Raw genomic sequence first — 16,112 nt, forward strand, 5'->3', positions numbered from 1 at the left:
GCTCCGGGGGAGTGGTGCCGCGTCGAGGAGGACGCCGGGCGACCGGTGGTGCTGAGCGACTAGAACTTGCGGTCGGGCAGCGCGGTGGTGGCGGCCTCGGGCGAGTCGAAGGTCTCGCTCGGGACGACGATCGAGGACTCGACCTTCTCGCCGGCCAGGGTCTTCTCGACCGCGTCGAGGGCGGTCTCGCCGAACAGCGGGTTGTACTCGGCGACGAAGCTCAGCTCGCCGTCGGCCAGCGCCTGCAGGGCGTTCTTGGTGCCGTCGATCGTGGCGATCTTGACGTCGGTGCCGGGGGTGAGGCCGGCCTCCTGGACGGCCTGGACAGCGCCGAGGCCCATCTCGTCGTTCTGTGCGAAGACCAGCTGGACGTCGTTGTTGTTCGACTTCAGGACGGTCTCGAAGACGCTCTTGGCCTCTTCGGTGGACCAGTTCGCGGTCTGCGCGCCGATCTTGGTGAACTTCGAGTCGGCGCCGATGACCTCGTCCCAGCCTTCGTTGCGCTCGTTGACGACCGAGACGCCCGCGGGGCCCTCGAGCGTGAAGTACTTCGCGCCGCTCGGGAAGGTGGTCTTGGCCCAGTCGGCGACCGAGGTGCTGACCGCGATGTTGTCCGGCGCGATGCGGGTCACGTAGAGGTCGGTGTTGTCCGGCTCGATGCCGCGGTCGATCAGGATGACCGGGATCTCGGCCTCCTGGGCGCGCTCGAGCGAGTCCTCCCAGCCGGAGCCCTCCGTGGCGGAGAGCAGGATGATGTCGACGCCCTCGTCCACGAAGGAGGTGAAGGAGTCGATCTGCGACTTCTGGTCTCCGTTGGTGGCGGGTGCGTACTTCAGGTCGAAGCCGGCGTCCTTGGTGAACGTGTCCTCGATGTTGGTCTCGTTCGCCTGGCGCCACGCGCCCTCGGGGCCGACGGCCACGAAGCCGACGGTGGTGAGGTCACCGCTCGAGCCGGAGCCCGAATCGGTGCCGGAACCGCCCGAGCAGCCCGCGAGTCCGAACGCGAGTGCGCCGACTGCTGCGAAACCCAGGAACTGGCCGATACGCCTCGTCTTGGACATAGATCTCCTCCTTGAGATCGCGGGCACGAAGAGAGTGCCCGAGATGGTGGACCCCGAAGGGCCTCGAATGCGGGCCTAGCGGCCCGAGGTGCGGTGAGTGCAGGATGTGCAGTGGGCGCCGGCCGAAGCAGCGCCACGACGAAATGTTACCGTGAACAATTCTTGTGACGCAACAGCACGGCGGTGCGCTTCGGTAACGATCCGGTCGCGGGGCCCGCAGGGCCCGATGGCAACCCTCTGCCCGGTGGTCGGGCCCGGGAGTAGCTTCCCTGGCCATGATGCTCCCTCGATCGCGCTCCGTCCCCGCGACGGCCGCGACGGCGGCTCTCGTGCTCGCGCTCTGCGGATGCTCCGCGGACGGCACGGCGGCCCGCCGCGCGGCCGACGCCTTCCTCTCCGCGCTCGCCGACGGCGACGGCCGCGCGGCGTGCGCGCTGCTCACCGGCTCCGCCCGCGAGGCCGTGGAGGACCGGGAGGGCGACTGCCCCGGCGGCGTGCTGGAGCTCGGGATCGCGGAAGACGGAGCAGGGGACGCCGAGGTCTACGGCCGGGCGGCGATCGTGCGCTCCGGCGGCACCGTGGTGTTCCTCACTCCGGGCGACGACGGCTGGCTGGTGCGCGCGGCCGGCTGCGCGCCGGTGGCGGACGCGCCCTTCGACTGCGTCCTGGACGGGAGCTGACGTGCGCACTGCCTCCGCCCTGTACTACGCCGTGATCGTGCTCGGCCTGATCGGGTTCTTCGCCGTCGGGATCCTCGGGAGGTGAGCCGGATGCGCCGCTTCCTGCGCCAGAACGGACTCTCGCTGTTCTTCCTCGCGATCTTCCTGCTCGCTCTCCTCGGGCAGTCGTTCGCCGGGCTCGCCGCGTACAACGACACCCAGGTCGCGGAGGGGCTGCGGGAGGTCGGCTACTGGCGCTTCGTCACCTCCTCCGACTTCGCGATCGACGTCGCCGAGAACTGGCAGTCGGAGTACCTCCAGTTCTTCCTCTACATCGGCGCGACCGTCTGGCTCGTGCAGCGCGGCTCGCCCGAGTCGAAGCGGGTGGGCGAGGAGGGCCTCGAGACCGACGAGCAGCAGAAGGCGGGGGCGTCCGCGGAGGACGACTCGCCGCCCTCGGCGTCCGCCGGCGGCCTGCGGCAGGCGCTGTTCTCGCACTCGCTGCTGCTGGTGATGGGGGCGGTGTTCCTGCTGTCCTGGGCGGCGCAGTCGGTGACGGGCGTCGTGGCCTACAACGAGGAGCAGCTGACGAGCCTGGAGGCGCCCGTCGACTGGCTCGGCTACGTCTCCTCCGCCGACTTCTGGAACCGGACGCTCCAGAACTGGCAGTCGGAGTTCCTCGCGGTGGGCAGCATGGCGGCGCTCGCCGTGTTCCTGCGCGAGCGCGGGTCGAGCGAGTCGAAGAAGGTGGGCGATCCGCACGGACGGACGGGGATCTGAGTGGTCAGGGTGCGTCGGATCGGACGCGGATCTCGTCGCCCTCGAGGGCGAACCGCAGGGACGTGCCGATCGGGAACCGCTCGCGCAGGGCCTCCGGCGCCGCCGACGTCACGGTGAACTGCGCGACCGCGGGGAACGCTCCGGCCGTGCAGCCCTGGAAGAACAGGCCGTCCTGTGGCTCGGCGGTCCGCACGATGGAGAGGCACGAGCCGGCGCTCGAGGAGCGGCGCTGCCGGACGACGGTGAGCCCCGTGTCGGCGGGCAGGCTCTGCCGCACGACGGTGAGCCCGCCGAAGTCCTCGGTGGTGACCGATCCGTCGAACCCCAGTCCCTCCCAGCCGGGGAGGTCGGTGCCGTTCGACAGCGGCAGCACGGCGACCTCGCGGCCGGGCTGTCCGTCCTCGGCGGTGGCGAGGCGGGTGGCCCCCGCGGCGACGGCGGCCGTCGCGGCCAGCGCGGCGAGGAGGAGGAGGCCGCACCGACGGGAGCGGCGGGGCGGGACGTGGCCGAGGGGGTCGGACGCCTCGTCGGCGGAGGCGTCCGCGAGAGGTGCCGCGTCCTCCGGCGCCGCGTCCCCGGAGTCCGCGGGAACCACCGCGCCCGGCAGTGCGGTGCCGAGGGCGGGACGGACGCGGGCCTCGAGCGCGGAGAGCCGGGCGAGCGCGCCGGGGTCCCGCTCGATGTCGGAGCCTCGGCCGTAGGCGCGCCGCTGCAGCTCCGCGAGCTCGTCCGGTCGCTGATCGTCCACCCCCGGATCCTCGCAGGCCCGGCGCCCGAGCGGGACCCGCCGGCGCGCCGAGGTCCTGGCGGTCGAGCAGCCCGGACGGCTCATCGAGACCCGGTGGACGGTGCGGCCGCTCGGCCGGCGGGGGAGGTCAGTCGTCGTCGTCGAGGTCGTCGTCGCGGTCGGCGGCGATCATCTCGACGATCGTGTCGACGGTGAGCCAGGGGCCGTTGCTGACCTCGCCGATCTTCTCGCGGTCCTTGAAGACGACGATGCGGTCGCTGAGGCGCACCACCTCCTCCAGCTCGGACGAGATGTAGACGACGGTCACCCCCTCCTTCGCGAGCTGCGCGATGTGCGCCTGGATCTCGACCTTCGATGCCACGTCGATCCCGCGCGCCGGCTCGTCGAGCACGAGCAGCCGCGGACGGGTCGCGAGCCACCGCGCGAGGACCACCTTCTGCTGGTTGCCTCCGGAGAGGTACTTCACCGGGATGTCCGGGTCGGCCGGCGAGATGTTCAGCGCCTCGACGTAGGTGCGCACCAGGGTGTCGGTCTCGGCGGCCGAGAGCGGGTGCGCCCAGCCGCGCAGAGCCTGCAGGCCCAGCACGAGGTTCTCGCGGAGGGAGAGGTCGCCGATGATCCCGTCCTCGCGGCGGTTCTCGCTCGAGTGGGCGATGCGGTGGCGCAGGCCCGACACCGGGTCGGAGATGTGCGCGGGCTGGCCGTCGATCAGCACCTCGCCGGTGTCCGGCTTCTCGACCCCGCTCACCAGCGACGCCAGCTCGGTGCGCCCCGAGCCGCGCAGGCCCGCGAAGCCCACGATCTCGCCGCGGTGCAGCTCCAGATCGGTCGGGCCCACGGCGCCGCGGCGGCCGATCCCGTGCGCGCGGTAGATCGCCGGGCCGACCGGCTGGCGGCGGTGCTCGCGGCGGTCGGAGCCGATCTGCCGCAGCGCGTCGATGTCCTTGCCGATCATCTTCGCGATCAGCTCCGCGCGGTCCATGGTGTGCGCCGGGTACTCGCCGACGGTGCCGCCGTCGCGGAGCACCGTCAGCCGGTCGCTGAGGGTGAGGACCTGCTCGAGGAAGTGCGAGACGAACAGGATCGCGACGCCCTGGTCGCGCAGCCTCCGCAGCACCGTGAAGAGGCGGGCCACGTCGCTGAGGTCGAGGCTGGAGGTGGGCTCGTCGAGCACGAGCACGCGCGGACGGTCGACCATCGCGCGGCTGATCGCGACCAGCTGGCGGATCGCCGGCGAGAGCGAGCGCAGCGGCAGGTGCGGATCGAGGTCCTCCAGGCCCAGCTCGGCGAGCATCTCGGCCGCGCGGTGGTGGGTGCGCGACCAGGAGATGCCGAAGCGGCCGCGGACCTCGTGGCCGAGCATCACGTTCTCGCCGATGCTGAGGTTGTCGGTGAGGCGCTCGTCCTGGAACACGGCCGTGATGCCCGCTGCCTTCGCCTCCGCCGGGCCGCTGAAGCGCCGGGCGACGCCGTCGACGAGGATCTCGCCCGCGTCGGGCTGGTGGATGCCGGTGAGCGTCTTGATCAGCGTGGACTTGCCCGCGCCGTTCTCGCCCATCAGCCCGTGGATCTCGCCCGGCACCAGCCGCAGGTTCCCGTCCTTCAGAGCGGGTCCGGAGGCGAAGGAGACGCGGATGCCGGTCATCTCGACGACGGGTGCCGCGGAGCTCCGGGTCGTCCTCGATGAGATCGCCACGTGCCGTCCTCGGTTCGTGTGCGGCGCGCCGTCAGGGTCCGGCGTGCCAGGGGCTGCCGCCGATGATACGCGAGCGCATGCGGCGGGACGGGAACAGGAGGGTCACGATCGGGGAGCGGCCGTGGAGGAGCGGATCACCAGCTCCGTGGGGATCCGGGTGCGCTGCGGGCTCTCCTGGCCGCGGATCCTCGCGTGGATCACCTCGGCGACCGTCGTCCCGAGCTTGTCGAAGTCCTGGCGGACCGTCGTCAGCGGCGGGAGGAAGTGGCGGGCGGTGGGCAGGTCGTCGAAGCCGACGATGCTCATGTCCTCGGGCACGCGGATCCCGCGCTCGACGAGGCCGTGGATCACTCCGAGCGCCATCTCGTCGTTCGCGACGACCATCGCGGTGAAGTCGGGCACCGACTGCAGGCTCGCGGCGAAGTCGTACCCGGAGTCCGGGGTCCAGTCGCCGATGACGATGGGGCGCTCGTGCATCCCCCACGACTTCGCGCGGCTGTGGAAGGCGCGCTCGCGGGCGCGCGCGTCGAGCCAGTCGAGGGGGCCGGAGAGGTGCAGCACGTCGCGGTGGCCGAGGTTGCCCAGGTGGTCGACGGCCTGGAACATGCCGGCCTGCTGGTCGACCGAGACGGTGAGGAAGCTCGGATCCTTGTCGCTCTTCACCACGAGCGTCGGCACGCCGATCTCGACGGTGCGGAGGGTCGCCACGGAGGAGGAGCGCGGCGCGATCACGCAGAGCGCGTCGATCCCGAGGCCCATCAGGTGGGCGATCGCGTCGGTGGGGGTCATCTCGAGGTCCGGCCGCAGCGCGACGGAGGTGATCGAGTACCCCTTCTCGCGGGCGGCGCGCTCGATCGCGCGGAGGGTGCTCGACGGCCCGTACTCGGCGCCGCTCTCGATCATCACGCCGATGCGGTCGGTGCGCTGCGTGACGAGGGAGCGGGCGGCGATGTTCGGCCTGTAGTTGAGCTCGTCGACCGCCTCGAGGACCTTCTGGCGGGTCGACTCCTTGATGTTGGGGTGCCCGCTGAGCACGCGCGACACGGTCATGTGCGAGACGCCCGCGACCGCCGCGACATGGCGGAGGTTCGGCCGATCGGCCATGAGAGGACCTCCTCCGCTCCCCGGGCGGGTGAGCCGCGCCACCCCGGCGCGGACGAGGCTCAGAGGGCTCGGCTGCCGGGGGTGGCACCAGCATAGTCAGGCGGGGCCGACCTCCCGGTGGGCGCCTCCTGAGCGGGCGGGACCGTCCCGGTCGCGTTGCTCTCACTGCGGTCCTCGATGATCGAGGGGGCTCCGGGGCGTCGTGAGCCCTCGCCAGAACACGTCGTGCAGGGAATGCTCGGCGACGAGCTCCGGAAGGATCGGGGCCGCGTCCGCTCCTCGTAGGAGGATGTCGTCCAACGAAGCGATGACGTCCACGACCGAGCGCGGAGTGAACTGCCCGGCGAGACGTTTCGCCTTCGCACGGACGTTGTTGGGCGTGGGGCCCGCATCGATCACGGAGTGGTTCCAGAGCCGGCTGTGGTGAGCGCACCGGTTGCGCAGGTAGACGAGTGCGCGGACCCGGTAGGCGAAACCGGCTCGGGCGACTCCCAGACCGGACGCGACGTCCCCCGCAAGCGATCCTCGCGCCCCTCGCTCGATGCATCTCGACAGAGTTCCGAAGGACCAGGCCTCGACGGCCGACCACACCGGTAGCTCGCCGAAGGCGGCCGCGCCCCTGCCGCCGGGGAGCTCCGTGAAGCGGAGGACATGCCGTTCCCTGCTGCGCTCGATGTCGCGGAGGCACGAATCGACTGTCGACTCCGCGTTCGGAGACTCGGAGTAGAAGCTCTTCTCGAGATAGCACTCGTACGGGCCGTGCCTCACGAGCGATGACATGAGCCGTACGGCTGCGGAGAAGGATCTCGGCACGGGCCAGTCGAGCACGCAGGCTCTGCCGCAGCGCTTCATCTGCGTCGCAGACCGCTCGGACGTCCTCGAACGAGACTCCGTCCGCGAACGAGTCGTCCCCGTCGTGCGGAGCCCGCTGGAAGTAGCGGGCGTACCCGGAGAAGCGGTAGTGGTTCTGCGCGGCCAGGTAGCTCGTGCAGGCCTCCCCGTTGGCGATGCCGAGCCCGCGGTCACGGAGGAGCTGGACCTGCTGCTTCCACGACAGGCTCGGTTTCCGTGCCATCGCAGTACCTCGGTGCCGAAGAAAAAGGCCCCTCCCATGTGAGCATCGCGGAGAGGCTTGGGAGGGGGTCGATCGGATCGAATCTACCAGGCGTCCCTCAGCCGTGATCCCTGCGGAGCCACTCGACCAGCAGGTGGCACGAGTGCTGATCGGACCATCGCCGCAGGACGGAGAGGGCCGACCGCCGCGGCGCCGAACGCTGCGGGTCTTCGAAGGCGCGGGGCGGGCGAGTACTCTCGGGAGCCTCATGGCACGCGACAACGAACCGACCGTCACCCTCACCGATCCGCTCGAGGAGCGCCTGCGCGCGCAGGTCGCCCGCGAGGGGGAGCGCAACGTCGCTCTGCGATCCGCGGCCCTGCTCACCGGCGGGTACGAGGGCGAGTCCTTCCTCCTCACCGTGGGCGGCGAGCACGCCGACGGGATCCTCAAGGGAGCGCCCTCCCTCTACTGGCCCGAGCTCTGGGGTGCCCGCGCGCTCCTCTACGTCTGGGACGACGACGCCGCCGACGCGGTGACCGCCGGACTCGCGAACCCCTCCTGGCGCGTCCGCGAGATGTGCGCCCGCGTCTGCGCCGAGCGCGTGCTGGGCGGGCAGAAGAAGCTGTCCCGCCTGACCACCGATGAGCACCCCCGGGTCCGCGCGGCAGGAGCGCGCGCTCTCGTGGCGGCCGCTCTGGCGGGGATCTCCTCCGGTCGCGACGCGAAGGGCGAGTTCGCGGCGAGCGTCGAGGCCGTCCTGACGGGCATGCTCCGCGACCCGGACCGCGACGTCCGCCGCGCCGCGCAGCAGTCGGCCGACGCGCTGCGGGACGCCCGCTCAGCCTGAGCGGACCGTCCGCCGGCGGTCGAGGCGTCGCGAAGGGCCGCCTCCCGGCTCGGATGACGACCGTTCGTGACGCCTCGGAGCCTCGGGGGCTCAGCCGACCAGGTGCGTCGCGCGCTCGAAGGCGCGCTTCAGCTCGTCGCGCTTGCGGGGCTGGCTCATCGCCCGCTGGCCGGGGCTCCACGAGTCGATGACCGTCGGGCCGTCGACCAGGTACGGCTCGATGTTCTTCTTCCAGCCGCTGGTCGGCGCGGTCCCGGCGTTGACGACGACCCGCAGGTCGGGGAGCAGCGGCAGGAGCCGGCGCAGCTCCATCGCGCCCTGCCGCACCTCGTCCGCGTCGGGGGCGCCGTCGAGCTGCCACGGCACGATGTTCCAGATCAGGGTGCGGGCGTGCAGTCCGACCTCGTCGCGGAGGGTCCAGGTCGAGGCGGCGGTCGCGTCGTCGTTGTCGACCGAGACGAAGCCGGAGCCGCCGGGGCCGGCCGACATCGGTCCCGGGGCCTCCAGCACGATGAGCGCACGCGCCTCGACGCCGGCCTCGGCCGGGTCGAAGTCGGGCACCACGGCACCGGGATGCCTGCGCGTGCGCCGGGCGAGGAGCTCCTCGCGGAACGCCCGGAGGGGCTGCACCGAGGCCTCGTCCTCGAGCAGGGCCCGGCGCTCGTCGAGGGCGGAGCGGTCGCGGAAGCCGTACGGCTCGGTCAGGAACACCCTCCGAGGCTAGTCGCGATCGGCGCCGCCGCGGGAGGCGGGCCTGCGGGAGCCCTCCTGGGTGACCCCGGCAGGGCCTGGCTCGCGCCGCCCCCGGCTCCTACGGTCTGACTGCAGTCGAGAATCTGGACCGGAGGGGGTCACCGTGTCGGACGAGCCGTCAGTGAGCATCGGGGTTCCGTACGTCGAAGGGGGGTCGTCGCCGCAGGTGCTGGACGTGTACAGCAGGTCGGTGTCCCCGGCCGAGGACGCTGCTCGGCCGGCCGTCGTGCTGATCCACGGCGGCGGGTGGTTCCGGGGGGACAAGAGCAAGGAGCGGGCGCTCGCGACGATGCTGGTCGACGCCGGCTACCTCGTGTTCGCGGCGGACTACCGCGAGGCTCCGGACTCGGTCTTCCCGGCCAGCAGGGACGACGTGCTCGCCGCGGAGCGGTGGGCGGTCGCGTCCGAGTGGGCGTTCGACCGGAGCAGGCTGGCGTTCTTCGGCGGATCGGCGGGCGGGAACCTGGTCGTGGAGGCCGCGATCGCCACCGGTCGGCCCGCCGTCAGCTGGTCGGGGATGTTCGACCTCCTCGGCATCGTCGAGGCGACCGACGACCTCCCGGCCACGCCGACGACGCAGGACCTCGACGCCATGAAGAGCGCCGACATCAACCAGACCGGCCGGAACGACGCCTTCCTGCGCTGGACGATCCTCAACGAGGTCGGGGGCGACCGCGGGCTGCTCACCGCCGCCTCCACGACGCGCCACGCCTCCCCGGACGGCGGGCCGGTGTTCCTGGCCAACTCGCTCGGCGAGTTCGTCCCCGTGAGCGACGCGCAGGCCATGCAGGCGGCGCTCTCCGCGGTCGGAGTCGCCAGCACGCTGCAGCTGATCCCGGGCACCCGTCACGCCGAGGGGTATACGGAGGCGGCCATCGGCCCCTCGCTCGCCTTCCTCCGCGACGCCCTCCCGCCGGCCCGAGCATGACGACGACGGAGTTCGCCGGAGTCGGAAACGTCTTCTACTTCGTCGACGACCTCGACGCCGCGATCGACTGGTACTCGGCGCGGCTCGGGCGCGAGCCCGTCGTCCGCGGCGGGGCGCTCGTGGCCTACGACCTGGACGGCACCCGCCTGACGCTGCACGAGCGGGACGAGCTGAACCGGCCCGGACCCGACGGCACGAGCCCGTACTGGACGGTCCCCGACGTCGACGCCGTCGTCGCCGACTGGACGGCGAACGGCGCCGTCGCCCACCGCGGTCCGAAGACGGTGTTCACGGGGGAGCGGCTGTGCCAGCTGCTGGACCCGTTCGGCAACCTCTTCTCGGTGCGGCAGGCCGTGCCCCGTGACTGAGGACGTCGCTCCGGCTCCCGCCGCCCCGGCGCAGACGTCCGCGCCGGCGCAACCGTCGGCCTGGGCGCCCATGGCGATCACCGCCTTCCGCGTGCTGTGGTTCGCCCAGCTGGGCAGCAACATCGGCACCTGGATGCAGACCGTCGGAGCCCAGTGGTACCTGGTCGAGGCGGCCGCGGGCGCGGCGGTCGTCGCGCTCGTGCAGACGGCGAGCCTGGCGCCCTCGATCCTCGTCGCCCTCCCCGCGGGCGTGCTGGCCGACTCGCTCGACCGGCGGCGGCTGCTCATCTGGGGGTCGTCGGCCAGCGCGCTGCTGGCGGCCGCTCTGACGGTCGTGGCGGCGGTCGGCGCGCTGACGCCGTGGACGATCCTGGCCTTCACCTTCCTCCTCGGCATCACCTCCACCCTGACCTCGCCCGCCTGGCAGGCGATCCAGCCGGAGCTCGTGCCCCGGAACCTGATCGCGGCGTCGTCGGCCCTCGGAGGGGTGACGGTGAACGGCGCGCGCGCGGTCGGCCCGGCCCTGGCGGGCGTCGTCCTCTCGGCGTTCGGCGCTCCGGTGGTCTTCGGCATCAACGCCCTGAGCTTCATCGGCGCGGTGCTCGCCCTGCTCTGGTGGAAGCGGCCGGCGCAGACCGGCCTCGACGACCGCGAGCAGTTCGGCGCCGCGCTGAAGGGAGGGATCCGGTACGTCGCCTCCGCGCACCTCGTCCGCCGGATCCTCCTCCGCTCCGCGCTCTTCGCCCTGCCCGCCAGTGCGCTCTGGGCGCTGCTGCCGCTCACCGCGAAGCGCCTCCAGCTCGACTCCAGCGGCTACGGCTTCCTCCTCGGGGCTCTCGGTGCCGGTGCCGTGCTCGGCGTCTTCGCCCTGCCGCTCGCCCGCCGGAAGCTCTCCGACGACGTCGTCATCGGGGCGAGCGCCGTGCTGTTCGCGGCGGGGACTCTCGCGGCGGCCTTCCTGCCCCTCGTTCCGGCCCTGCTGCTGCTGGTCCTCGCGGGGCTGGCGTGGATCGGCACCCTCACCGTGCTGAACGCGGCGCTGCAGCTCACGCTGCCGCAGTGGGTGCGGTCCCGCGGAGCCTCGATCTACATCCTGGTCTTCATGGGGACCATGGCAGTCGGCTCGATCGGCTGGGGCCTGGCCGCGCAGGTGCTCGGCACCGCGCCCGCGTACGCCGCGGCGGCCGCTCTGCTCCTCCTCGTGGCGGCCAGCGTGCGGGTGCTGCCCCTGCTGCCGGGGACGGGCACCGTCGACCGCAGCATCTCGATGTCGTGGCCCACGCCCACGCTGGTGTTCGAGCCGGAGCCGACGGACGGGCCGGTGATGGTGCAGATCTCGTGGACGGTCCGCCCCGACTCCCTCGCGGACTTCCGATCGGCCATGCGGCTGCTGGAGAGCTCCCGCCGCCGGACCGGCGCCTCGCGGTGGGCGCTCTACCGGAGCGGGGAGGAGGCCGACGTGCAGCTGGAGACGTTCATGGTGCCCTCGTGGGGCGAGTTCCGGCGGCAGGAGACCCAGCGGCTCACCGGCCGCGACCGCGAGATCCGCGCGGCGGCGCTGACCCACGCCGACGGCGATCCCGTCGAGCGGCACTTCTTCCCGAGCGCGACGCCCTCCTCCTGAGAGCGGGAGCGGCGGCGAGCCGTCCCCGTGATCGTCGAGACGCCGGCCTGCGAGCGGTGTCTCGGCGACACACGGACGCCTCGCCGCGCGTCTCGGGCGCGAGGGCCGAGGTGCGCCGCGGTCAGCCGCCGACGGTGGAGCCGAAGCCGGACTTGCCGGAGGAGCCGAAGCCGCCGGAGAGGGTCGCCTTCGAGCCGACGGTCGAGCCGGCCGGCGCGCGCTGCACGACGTCGGGCTGGGTCGCTCCGCGGGCCGCGAAGCCGCCGGACGCGACGGGCGCCCAGCTGGTCGCCCGCGTCGAGTTCCAGCGCGAGGACGCGAAGATCAGCGGGCCGAGCCAGAAGCCGCCGGCGTAGTGCCCGCGGTACTCGTCGGTCGCCTCGCACAGCTGCTCGGGGTCGTCGCCGACCTCCTCGCCCTGCGCCTGGAGCTGGGCGATCTGCTCCCGCACGTCGGCGAGGCAGTCCTCGCGGCTCGCGTAGACGGGGCGCTCGGCGTTCTCGGGGATGACGTAGTCCTGGCCGTCGGCTCCCGTGGCGACGACGCCGTCGGTCGAGGGGCCGCCGTTCGCGAGGGCGACGGCGAGGCCGACCGCGCCGACCGCGACCGCGCCGCCGATGAGCAGGCCGCGGCGGTTCTTCGCGATGCCGCTGATCCCGACGCTCCGGGAGCGGTGGGGAGCGGTGCGGGTGGCGCCGTCGCCGCGGCCGGACCCGCCGCTCGTGCCGCCGCTCGGCGTGCCGGAGCCCGCCCCGGGCTCGCGGCTGCCCCAGTCGTTCCCGGAGTTCGGCGTCCCGGAATCGCCGGGGGTGCGGTCGTCGTCCGTCATCGGGTCTCCTCGTCCTGCGGGCGGGCCGCGCGGGTGTCCTGCGGCCGGTCGTGCTCGGGGGCGCCGTACTCGGGCGCGGGGGTGCCGGGCGCGGGAGCGCCGTAGGCGGGGGTGGCGCCGTGCCCGGGGCGGGAGGCGGCCGACGCGGCGTCCGCGTCCGTCGCGGCCCCGTCGCTCCGTCCGCCCTCGATGTAGTGGGGGACGAACTCCGCCAGGTCGCCGGTGATCAGGCCGCTCGTCTCGCGCACGTCGATGCCGGCCGGGGTCTCGCCGACGATCCAGCTGCCGATGACGACGGTCTTCCCGTCGACCCGGGCCAGCTCGGCGCGCTCCTGGTGGATGAAGCCCTCGGCGCCGTAGCTCCCGCCGTTCTCGGCGACGACCGAGCCGTCGGCGTCGAGGACCGTCACGTTGGCGCCCTCCCGGCCCAGGCGCGGCTTGCGCACCTGGGCGGTGCCGGGCAGCGGATGCACGGAGGCGGGCAGCAGGTTCGGGTGGCCGCGGAACATCTCCCACAGCACCACCAGCAGCTGCTTGTTGCTGAGCAGGAGCTTCCACGCCGGCTCGACCCAGCGGGTGCGCTCGCGCCGGTCGAGGAGGAGGCCGCCGAACTGCTCGCCGAGCATCCACTCCCACGGGTACAGCTTGAAGACGTGGCGGATCGGCTCGCCGTCGCCGTCGAGGAAGCCGGCGCCGTCGAGCTCGTAGCGGATGTCCTCGACGAAGATCAGCTTGGGGTCGAAGCCGGCCTGCGCCGCGGTCTCGGCCATGTAGGCGACGGTGTCGGCGTCCTCGACGATCAGCTCGCCGTCTCCGGAGTCGTGCAGCGACGCGAGGTGCAGCCGGGCGCCCTCGTCGAGGCTCCAGCGCTCGAGGCGGAGGTGGCGCCACTGCTCGACGAGCTGCTCGTGCAGGCTGTTGAACTGGTCGGCGTCGGGACCCTTCGTCTCGACGAGCCACTGCCACTGGGCCGCGGCGGTCTCGACCAGCGAGGTCGGGGTGTCGGCGTTGAACTCGAGCAGCTTCACCGCGCCCGCGCCGTCGTAGGCGAGATCGAAGCGGCCGTAGACCGTGGGGTCGTCCTCGTCCCACGAGGTGCGCACCAGCTCGTGGAAGCGGGGCGGGATGCCGAACTCGGCGAAGCGGCCCTTCCGCACCACGAGCTCGCACGCCTCCATGCAGAGGTCGAACAGCTCCGAGGTCGTGCGCTCGAGCAGGTCGATCTCGGCGGGCTCGAAGGAGTAGGCCGCGGACTCGTTCCAGTAGGGGCGGCCGCCCTCGGAGGGGAGGTCGTAGAAGCTGAAGCCGATCTCGTCGCAGCGGGCTCGCCAGTCCGGTCGCGGAGTGAGGGTGTGTCTGCGCATGATGTCCGGCAAGTGTAGGTCGGGCGTCCGCGTGAGGGCAGGGGGTGGCGCCGTCCTCCGCGCTAGCCTCGACGGGAGCGAAAGGCCGTGCCATGACCGCACCCCTCCCGCTCGCGGGCGTCCGCGTCCTCGAGCTCGGCAACTTCATCGCGGCGCCCACGGCTGGCCGGCTGCTCGCCGACTTCGGTGCCGAGGTGATCAAGGTGGAGCGGCCCGGCACGGGGGACGAGCTGCGCCGCTGGCGGCTGCACGAGGGGTCCGAGACCTCGCTCCTCTTCCACACGATCAACCGCAACAAGCGCTCGATCGCGCTCGACCTGCGCACGGACGAGGGGCGCGACGCCGTCCGCCGCCTGGTCGCCGAGTGCGACGTGGTGCTCGAGAACTTCCGGCCCGGCACGCTCGAGCGCTGGGGGATCGGGCCGGACGTGCTCGACGAGGCCCGGCCCGGCATCGTGATCGGCCGCATCTCCGCGTTCGGGCAGACCGGCCCGCTGTCGGCCCGGCCCGGGTTCGCGGCGGTCGCGGAGGCGATGGGCGGGTTCCGCGAGCTGGTCGGCGACCCGGACCGGCCGCCCGTGCGCGTCGGCGTCTCGATCGGCGACTCGATCGCCGGGCTGTACGCGGGCTACGGAGTGATGATGGCGCTGTTCCAGCGCGAGACCCGCCGCTCCGCGGGGCTGGATCCGGCACCGCTGGCGGAGCGGGTCGTCGACGTGGCGCTGCACGAGGCGATGTTCTCGATGACGGAGTCGCTGATCCCCGACTTCCAGGCGCACGGCATCGTCCGGGAGCGCGTCGGCGGGCGGATGGAGGGCATCGCCCCGACCAACGCCTACACCTGCGCCGACGGGGCGAGCATCGTGATCGCGGGGAACGCGGACGCGATCTTCCAGCGGCTGATGGCGGTGATCGGCCGCGCCGACCTGGGCGAGGACCCGGCGCTCGCCTCGAACGAGCAGCGCTGGGCCCGGCGCGACGAGCTGGACGCGGCGATCGGCGCGTGGACGGCGGGCCGCACCGCCGCCGAGGCGCTCGCGGTCCTCGACGACGAGGGCGTCCCCTCCGGCCCGATCTACACGGCCGCCGACATCAGCGCGAGCGAGCAGTACGCGGCGCGCGACATGATCCAGCCCTTCGACGTCGAGGACGCCGGCGGCACTCTGCGCGGCGTGGGCTTCCCGGGGATCGTGCCGGTGCTCGGCGGCCGCTCCCTCCCCATCCGCTCGCTCGCGCCCGACCTGGGCCAGGACACCGAGGAGGTGCTGGGGATGCTCCGGCGGACCGGTCCCGCTGCTCCCTCCGCCGGCGGGGCTCCTGCCGCTCCCTCCGCCGCCGCTGCCGAGGAGGCCGGCCGGTGACCGCGCTCGCCTCCGCGCGCCTGCGAGACGTCACCCTCCGCGACGGCCTGCAGCTCACCGGCAAGCTCCTGACGACCGAGCGCAAGGTCGACCTCGCGCGCACGCTGCTCGCCGCGGGAGTGCCCGAGCTCGAGATCGGCTCGCTCGCGCGCGGCGACCTCGTCCCTCCGATGGCCGACACCCTCGACGTGATCGCCGCGCTCACTCCCGAGGAGCTGGAGCGGTGCTGGGTGTGGGTCGCGACTCCGCGCCACGTCGAGCGTGCGGCCGCCGCGGGGGCGCGCGGCTTCCAGTACTGCTTCTCGGCGTCCGACTCGCACAACCTCGCCAACGTCGGCAGGCCGACCGAGGCGAGCCTGGCCGCGATGCCGGAGGCGGTCGCGCTCGCCGAGAGCGTCGGCGGGCGGATCCAGCTGTGCATCGCCACCTCGTTCACCTGCCCGTTCGAGGGCCCGGTCGACCCGGAGCGCGTGCTCGCGATCGCGCGCGACCCGCGGGCGGAGGGAGCGGCCGACGTGGTCGTCTGCGACACGCTCGGGCAGGCGCACGCCGGCCAGGTGGCGTCGCTCGTCTCGCGCGTGGCGGCGGAGACCCCGCCTCGCGAGATCGTGTTCCACGGGCACGACACCTGGGGCTCGGGCGTCGCGAACGCGATCGCCGCCGTGCAGGCCGGGGCCTCGGTGGTCGACGGCGCGCTCGGCGGCCTCGGCGGCTGCCCCTTCGCACCGGGCGCCAGCGGCAACACGGCGACCGAGGACCTCCTGTTCGCCCTGCGCCCCGACTGGTTCACGCCCGGCGCGCTCGCGGTCCTCGTCGGCGAGTCGGAGGCGCTGCTCGCCGAGCTCGGCGAGCCCGGCCGCTCGAAGGCCGCGCAGGGCGCCCGCTCGAACGCCCCCGCCTTCCCCTGGGCGCTCTGAGCGGATCGTCCCCCGC

The 16,112-nt window shown here is 73.1% G+C and carries 15 protein-coding genes and 1 pseudogene; 8 read left to right on the forward strand and 8 right to left on the reverse strand.

The features are described from left to right. Window positions 1-59: 59 nt before the first annotated feature. Complete coding sequence (locus C5C69_RS08370) at window positions 60-1,061, reverse strand: ABC transporter substrate-binding protein (protein ID WP_104257728.1); 1,002 nt, start codon at window positions 1,059-1,061, stop codon at window positions 60-62. 275 nt (window positions 1,062-1,336) lie between these two features. On the opposite strand from C5C69_RS08370, the gene C5C69_RS08375 reads away from it, so the two are divergent. Both C5C69_RS08375 and C5C69_RS08380 read left to right on the forward strand, forming a co-directional pair. Beyond that, window positions 1,337-1,741 (forward strand): hypothetical protein, encoded by a 405-nt coding sequence (locus C5C69_RS08375; protein WP_104257729.1) that lies wholly within the window; start codon window positions 1,337-1,339, stop codon window positions 1,739-1,741. 90 nt (window positions 1,742-1,831) lie between these two features. Then, complete coding sequence (locus C5C69_RS08380; protein ID WP_104257730.1) at window positions 1,832-2,500, forward strand: DUF6766 family protein; 669 nt, start codon at window positions 1,832-1,834, stop codon at window positions 2,498-2,500. Window positions 2,501-2,504: 4 nt separating this feature from the next. On the opposite strand, the gene C5C69_RS08385 is transcribed toward C5C69_RS08380, so the two are convergent. The 4 genes and pseudogenes from C5C69_RS08385 to C5C69_RS17465 form a co-directional block, all read right to left on the reverse strand. Further along, window positions 2,505-3,248, reverse strand: a complete 744-nt coding sequence (locus tag C5C69_RS08385) for a hypothetical protein (protein ID WP_104257731.1) — start codon at window positions 3,246-3,248, stop codon at window positions 2,505-2,507. A 127-nt stretch (window positions 3,249-3,375) separates the two neighbouring features. Next, window positions 3,376-4,893 carry a sugar ABC transporter ATP-binding protein gene (locus C5C69_RS08390; RefSeq protein ID WP_104227030.1) on the reverse strand — a complete coding sequence of 506 codons (1,518 nt, stop codon included), beginning with the start codon at window positions 4,891-4,893 and terminating at the stop codon, window positions 3,376-3,378. Window positions 4,894-5,046: 153 nt separating this feature from the next. After that, entirely contained in the window at window positions 5,047-6,048 is a 1,002-nt protein-coding gene (locus C5C69_RS08395) for a LacI family DNA-binding transcriptional regulator (RefSeq protein ID WP_104257732.1), read from the reverse strand. Window positions 6,049-6,210: 162 nt separating this feature from the next. Beyond that, a pseudogene (locus C5C69_RS17465) lies at window positions 6,211-7,372 on the reverse strand (Abi family protein). On the opposite strand from C5C69_RS17465, the gene C5C69_RS08405 reads away from it, so the two are divergent. After that, window positions 7,371-7,952: a HEAT repeat domain-containing protein gene (locus C5C69_RS08405; protein WP_244230570.1), complete on the forward strand. Its 582-nt coding sequence runs from the start codon at window positions 7,371-7,373 to the stop codon at window positions 7,950-7,952. The pseudogene C5C69_RS17465 and the gene C5C69_RS08405 sit on opposite strands and share 2 nt — an antisense overlap. Window positions 7,953-8,042: 90 nt before the next feature. On the opposite strand, the gene C5C69_RS08410 is transcribed toward C5C69_RS08405, so the two are convergent. Then, window positions 8,043-8,663 (reverse strand): uracil-DNA glycosylase, encoded by a 621-nt coding sequence (locus tag C5C69_RS08410; RefSeq protein ID WP_258066031.1) that lies wholly within the window; start codon window positions 8,661-8,663, stop codon window positions 8,043-8,045. A 232-nt stretch (window positions 8,664-8,895) separates the two neighbouring features. On the opposite strand from C5C69_RS08410, the gene C5C69_RS08415 reads away from it, so the two are divergent. From C5C69_RS08415 to C5C69_RS08425, 3 genes are read left to right on the forward strand one after another with little or no spacing between them, the layout of a single operon-like run. Beyond that, window positions 8,896-9,633: an alpha/beta hydrolase gene (locus C5C69_RS08415; protein WP_159940689.1), complete on the forward strand. Its 738-nt coding sequence runs from the start codon at window positions 8,896-8,898 to the stop codon at window positions 9,631-9,633. Further along, complete coding sequence (locus C5C69_RS08420; RefSeq protein WP_104257734.1) at window positions 9,630-10,001, forward strand: VOC family protein; 372 nt, start codon at window positions 9,630-9,632, stop codon at window positions 9,999-10,001. Before C5C69_RS08415 ends, C5C69_RS08420 begins: the two co-directional genes overlap by 4 nt. Further along, window positions 9,994-11,625: an MFS transporter gene (locus C5C69_RS08425; protein ID WP_244230571.1), complete on the forward strand. Its 1,632-nt coding sequence runs from the start codon at window positions 9,994-9,996 to the stop codon at window positions 11,623-11,625. Before C5C69_RS08420 ends, C5C69_RS08425 begins: the two co-directional genes overlap by 8 nt. A gap of 121 nt (window positions 11,626-11,746) precedes the next feature. Here the strand turns inward: C5C69_RS08425 and C5C69_RS08430 are convergent, their stop codons facing one another. Both C5C69_RS08430 and C5C69_RS08435 read right to left on the reverse strand, forming a co-directional pair. Further along, window positions 11,747-12,454 (reverse strand): hypothetical protein, encoded by a 708-nt coding sequence (locus tag C5C69_RS08430; protein WP_104257735.1) that lies wholly within the window; start codon window positions 12,452-12,454, stop codon window positions 11,747-11,749. Then, on the reverse strand, window positions 12,451-13,818 hold the full coding sequence (locus C5C69_RS08435) for a glutathionylspermidine synthase family protein (protein ID WP_146082835.1): 1,368 nt from the start codon (window positions 13,816-13,818) through the stop codon (window positions 12,451-12,453). Before C5C69_RS08435 ends, C5C69_RS08430 begins: the two co-directional genes overlap by 4 nt. 92 nt (window positions 13,819-13,910) lie before the next feature. Between C5C69_RS08435 and C5C69_RS08440 the strand changes: the two genes are divergently transcribed. Further along, window positions 13,911-15,179: a CaiB/BaiF CoA-transferase family protein gene (locus C5C69_RS08440; RefSeq protein ID WP_104257736.1), complete on the forward strand. Its 1,269-nt coding sequence runs from the start codon at window positions 13,911-13,913 to the stop codon at window positions 15,177-15,179. Next, on the forward strand, window positions 15,176-16,096 hold the full coding sequence (locus tag C5C69_RS08445) for a hydroxymethylglutaryl-CoA lyase (protein WP_181068390.1): 921 nt from the start codon (window positions 15,176-15,178) through the stop codon (window positions 16,094-16,096). The genes C5C69_RS08440 and C5C69_RS08445 overlap by 4 nt, the downstream gene beginning before the upstream one ends. Window positions 16,097-16,112: the final 16 nt, after the last annotated feature.

The sequence above is a fragment of the Rathayibacter sp. AY1C7 genome, assembly GCF_002931865.1.
Taxonomy (GTDB): Bacteria; Actinomycetota; Actinomycetes; order Actinomycetales; family Microbacteriaceae; genus Rathayibacter.

Excerpts from the sequence above, each read along its gene's own strand:
- C5C69_RS08370 (WP_104257728.1), bottom strand. The coding sequence starts at position 1,061 with ATGTCCAAGACGAGGCGTATCGGCCAGTTCCTGGGTTTCGCAGCAGTC.
- C5C69_RS08375 (WP_104257729.1), top strand. The coding sequence starts at position 1,337 with ATGATGCTCCCTCGATCGCGCTCCGTCCCCGCGACGGCCGCGACGGCG.
- C5C69_RS08380 (WP_104257730.1), top strand. The coding sequence starts at position 1,832 with ATGCGCCGCTTCCTGCGCCAGAACGGACTCTCGCTGTTCTTCCTCGCG.
- C5C69_RS08390 (WP_104227030.1), bottom strand. The coding sequence starts at position 4,893 with ATGACCGGCATCCGCGTCTCCTTCGCCTCCGGACCCGCTCTGAAGGAC.
- C5C69_RS08395 (WP_104257732.1), bottom strand. The coding sequence starts at position 6,048 with ATGGCCGATCGGCCGAACCTCCGCCATGTCGCGGCGGTCGCGGGCGTC.
- C5C69_RS08405 (WP_244230570.1), top strand. The coding sequence starts at position 7,371 with ATGGCACGCGACAACGAACCGACCGTCACCCTCACCGATCCGCTCGAG.
- C5C69_RS08420 (WP_104257734.1), top strand. The coding sequence starts at position 9,630 with ATGACGACGACGGAGTTCGCCGGAGTCGGAAACGTCTTCTACTTCGTC.
- C5C69_RS08430 (WP_104257735.1), bottom strand. The coding sequence starts at position 12,454 with ATGACGGACGACGACCGCACCCCCGGCGATTCCGGGACGCCGAACTCC.
- C5C69_RS08435 (WP_146082835.1), bottom strand. The coding sequence starts at position 13,818 with ATGCGCAGACACACCCTCACTCCGCGACCGGACTGGCGAGCCCGCTGC.
- C5C69_RS08440 (WP_104257736.1), top strand. The coding sequence starts at position 13,911 with ATGACCGCACCCCTCCCGCTCGCGGGCGTCCGCGTCCTCGAGCTCGGC.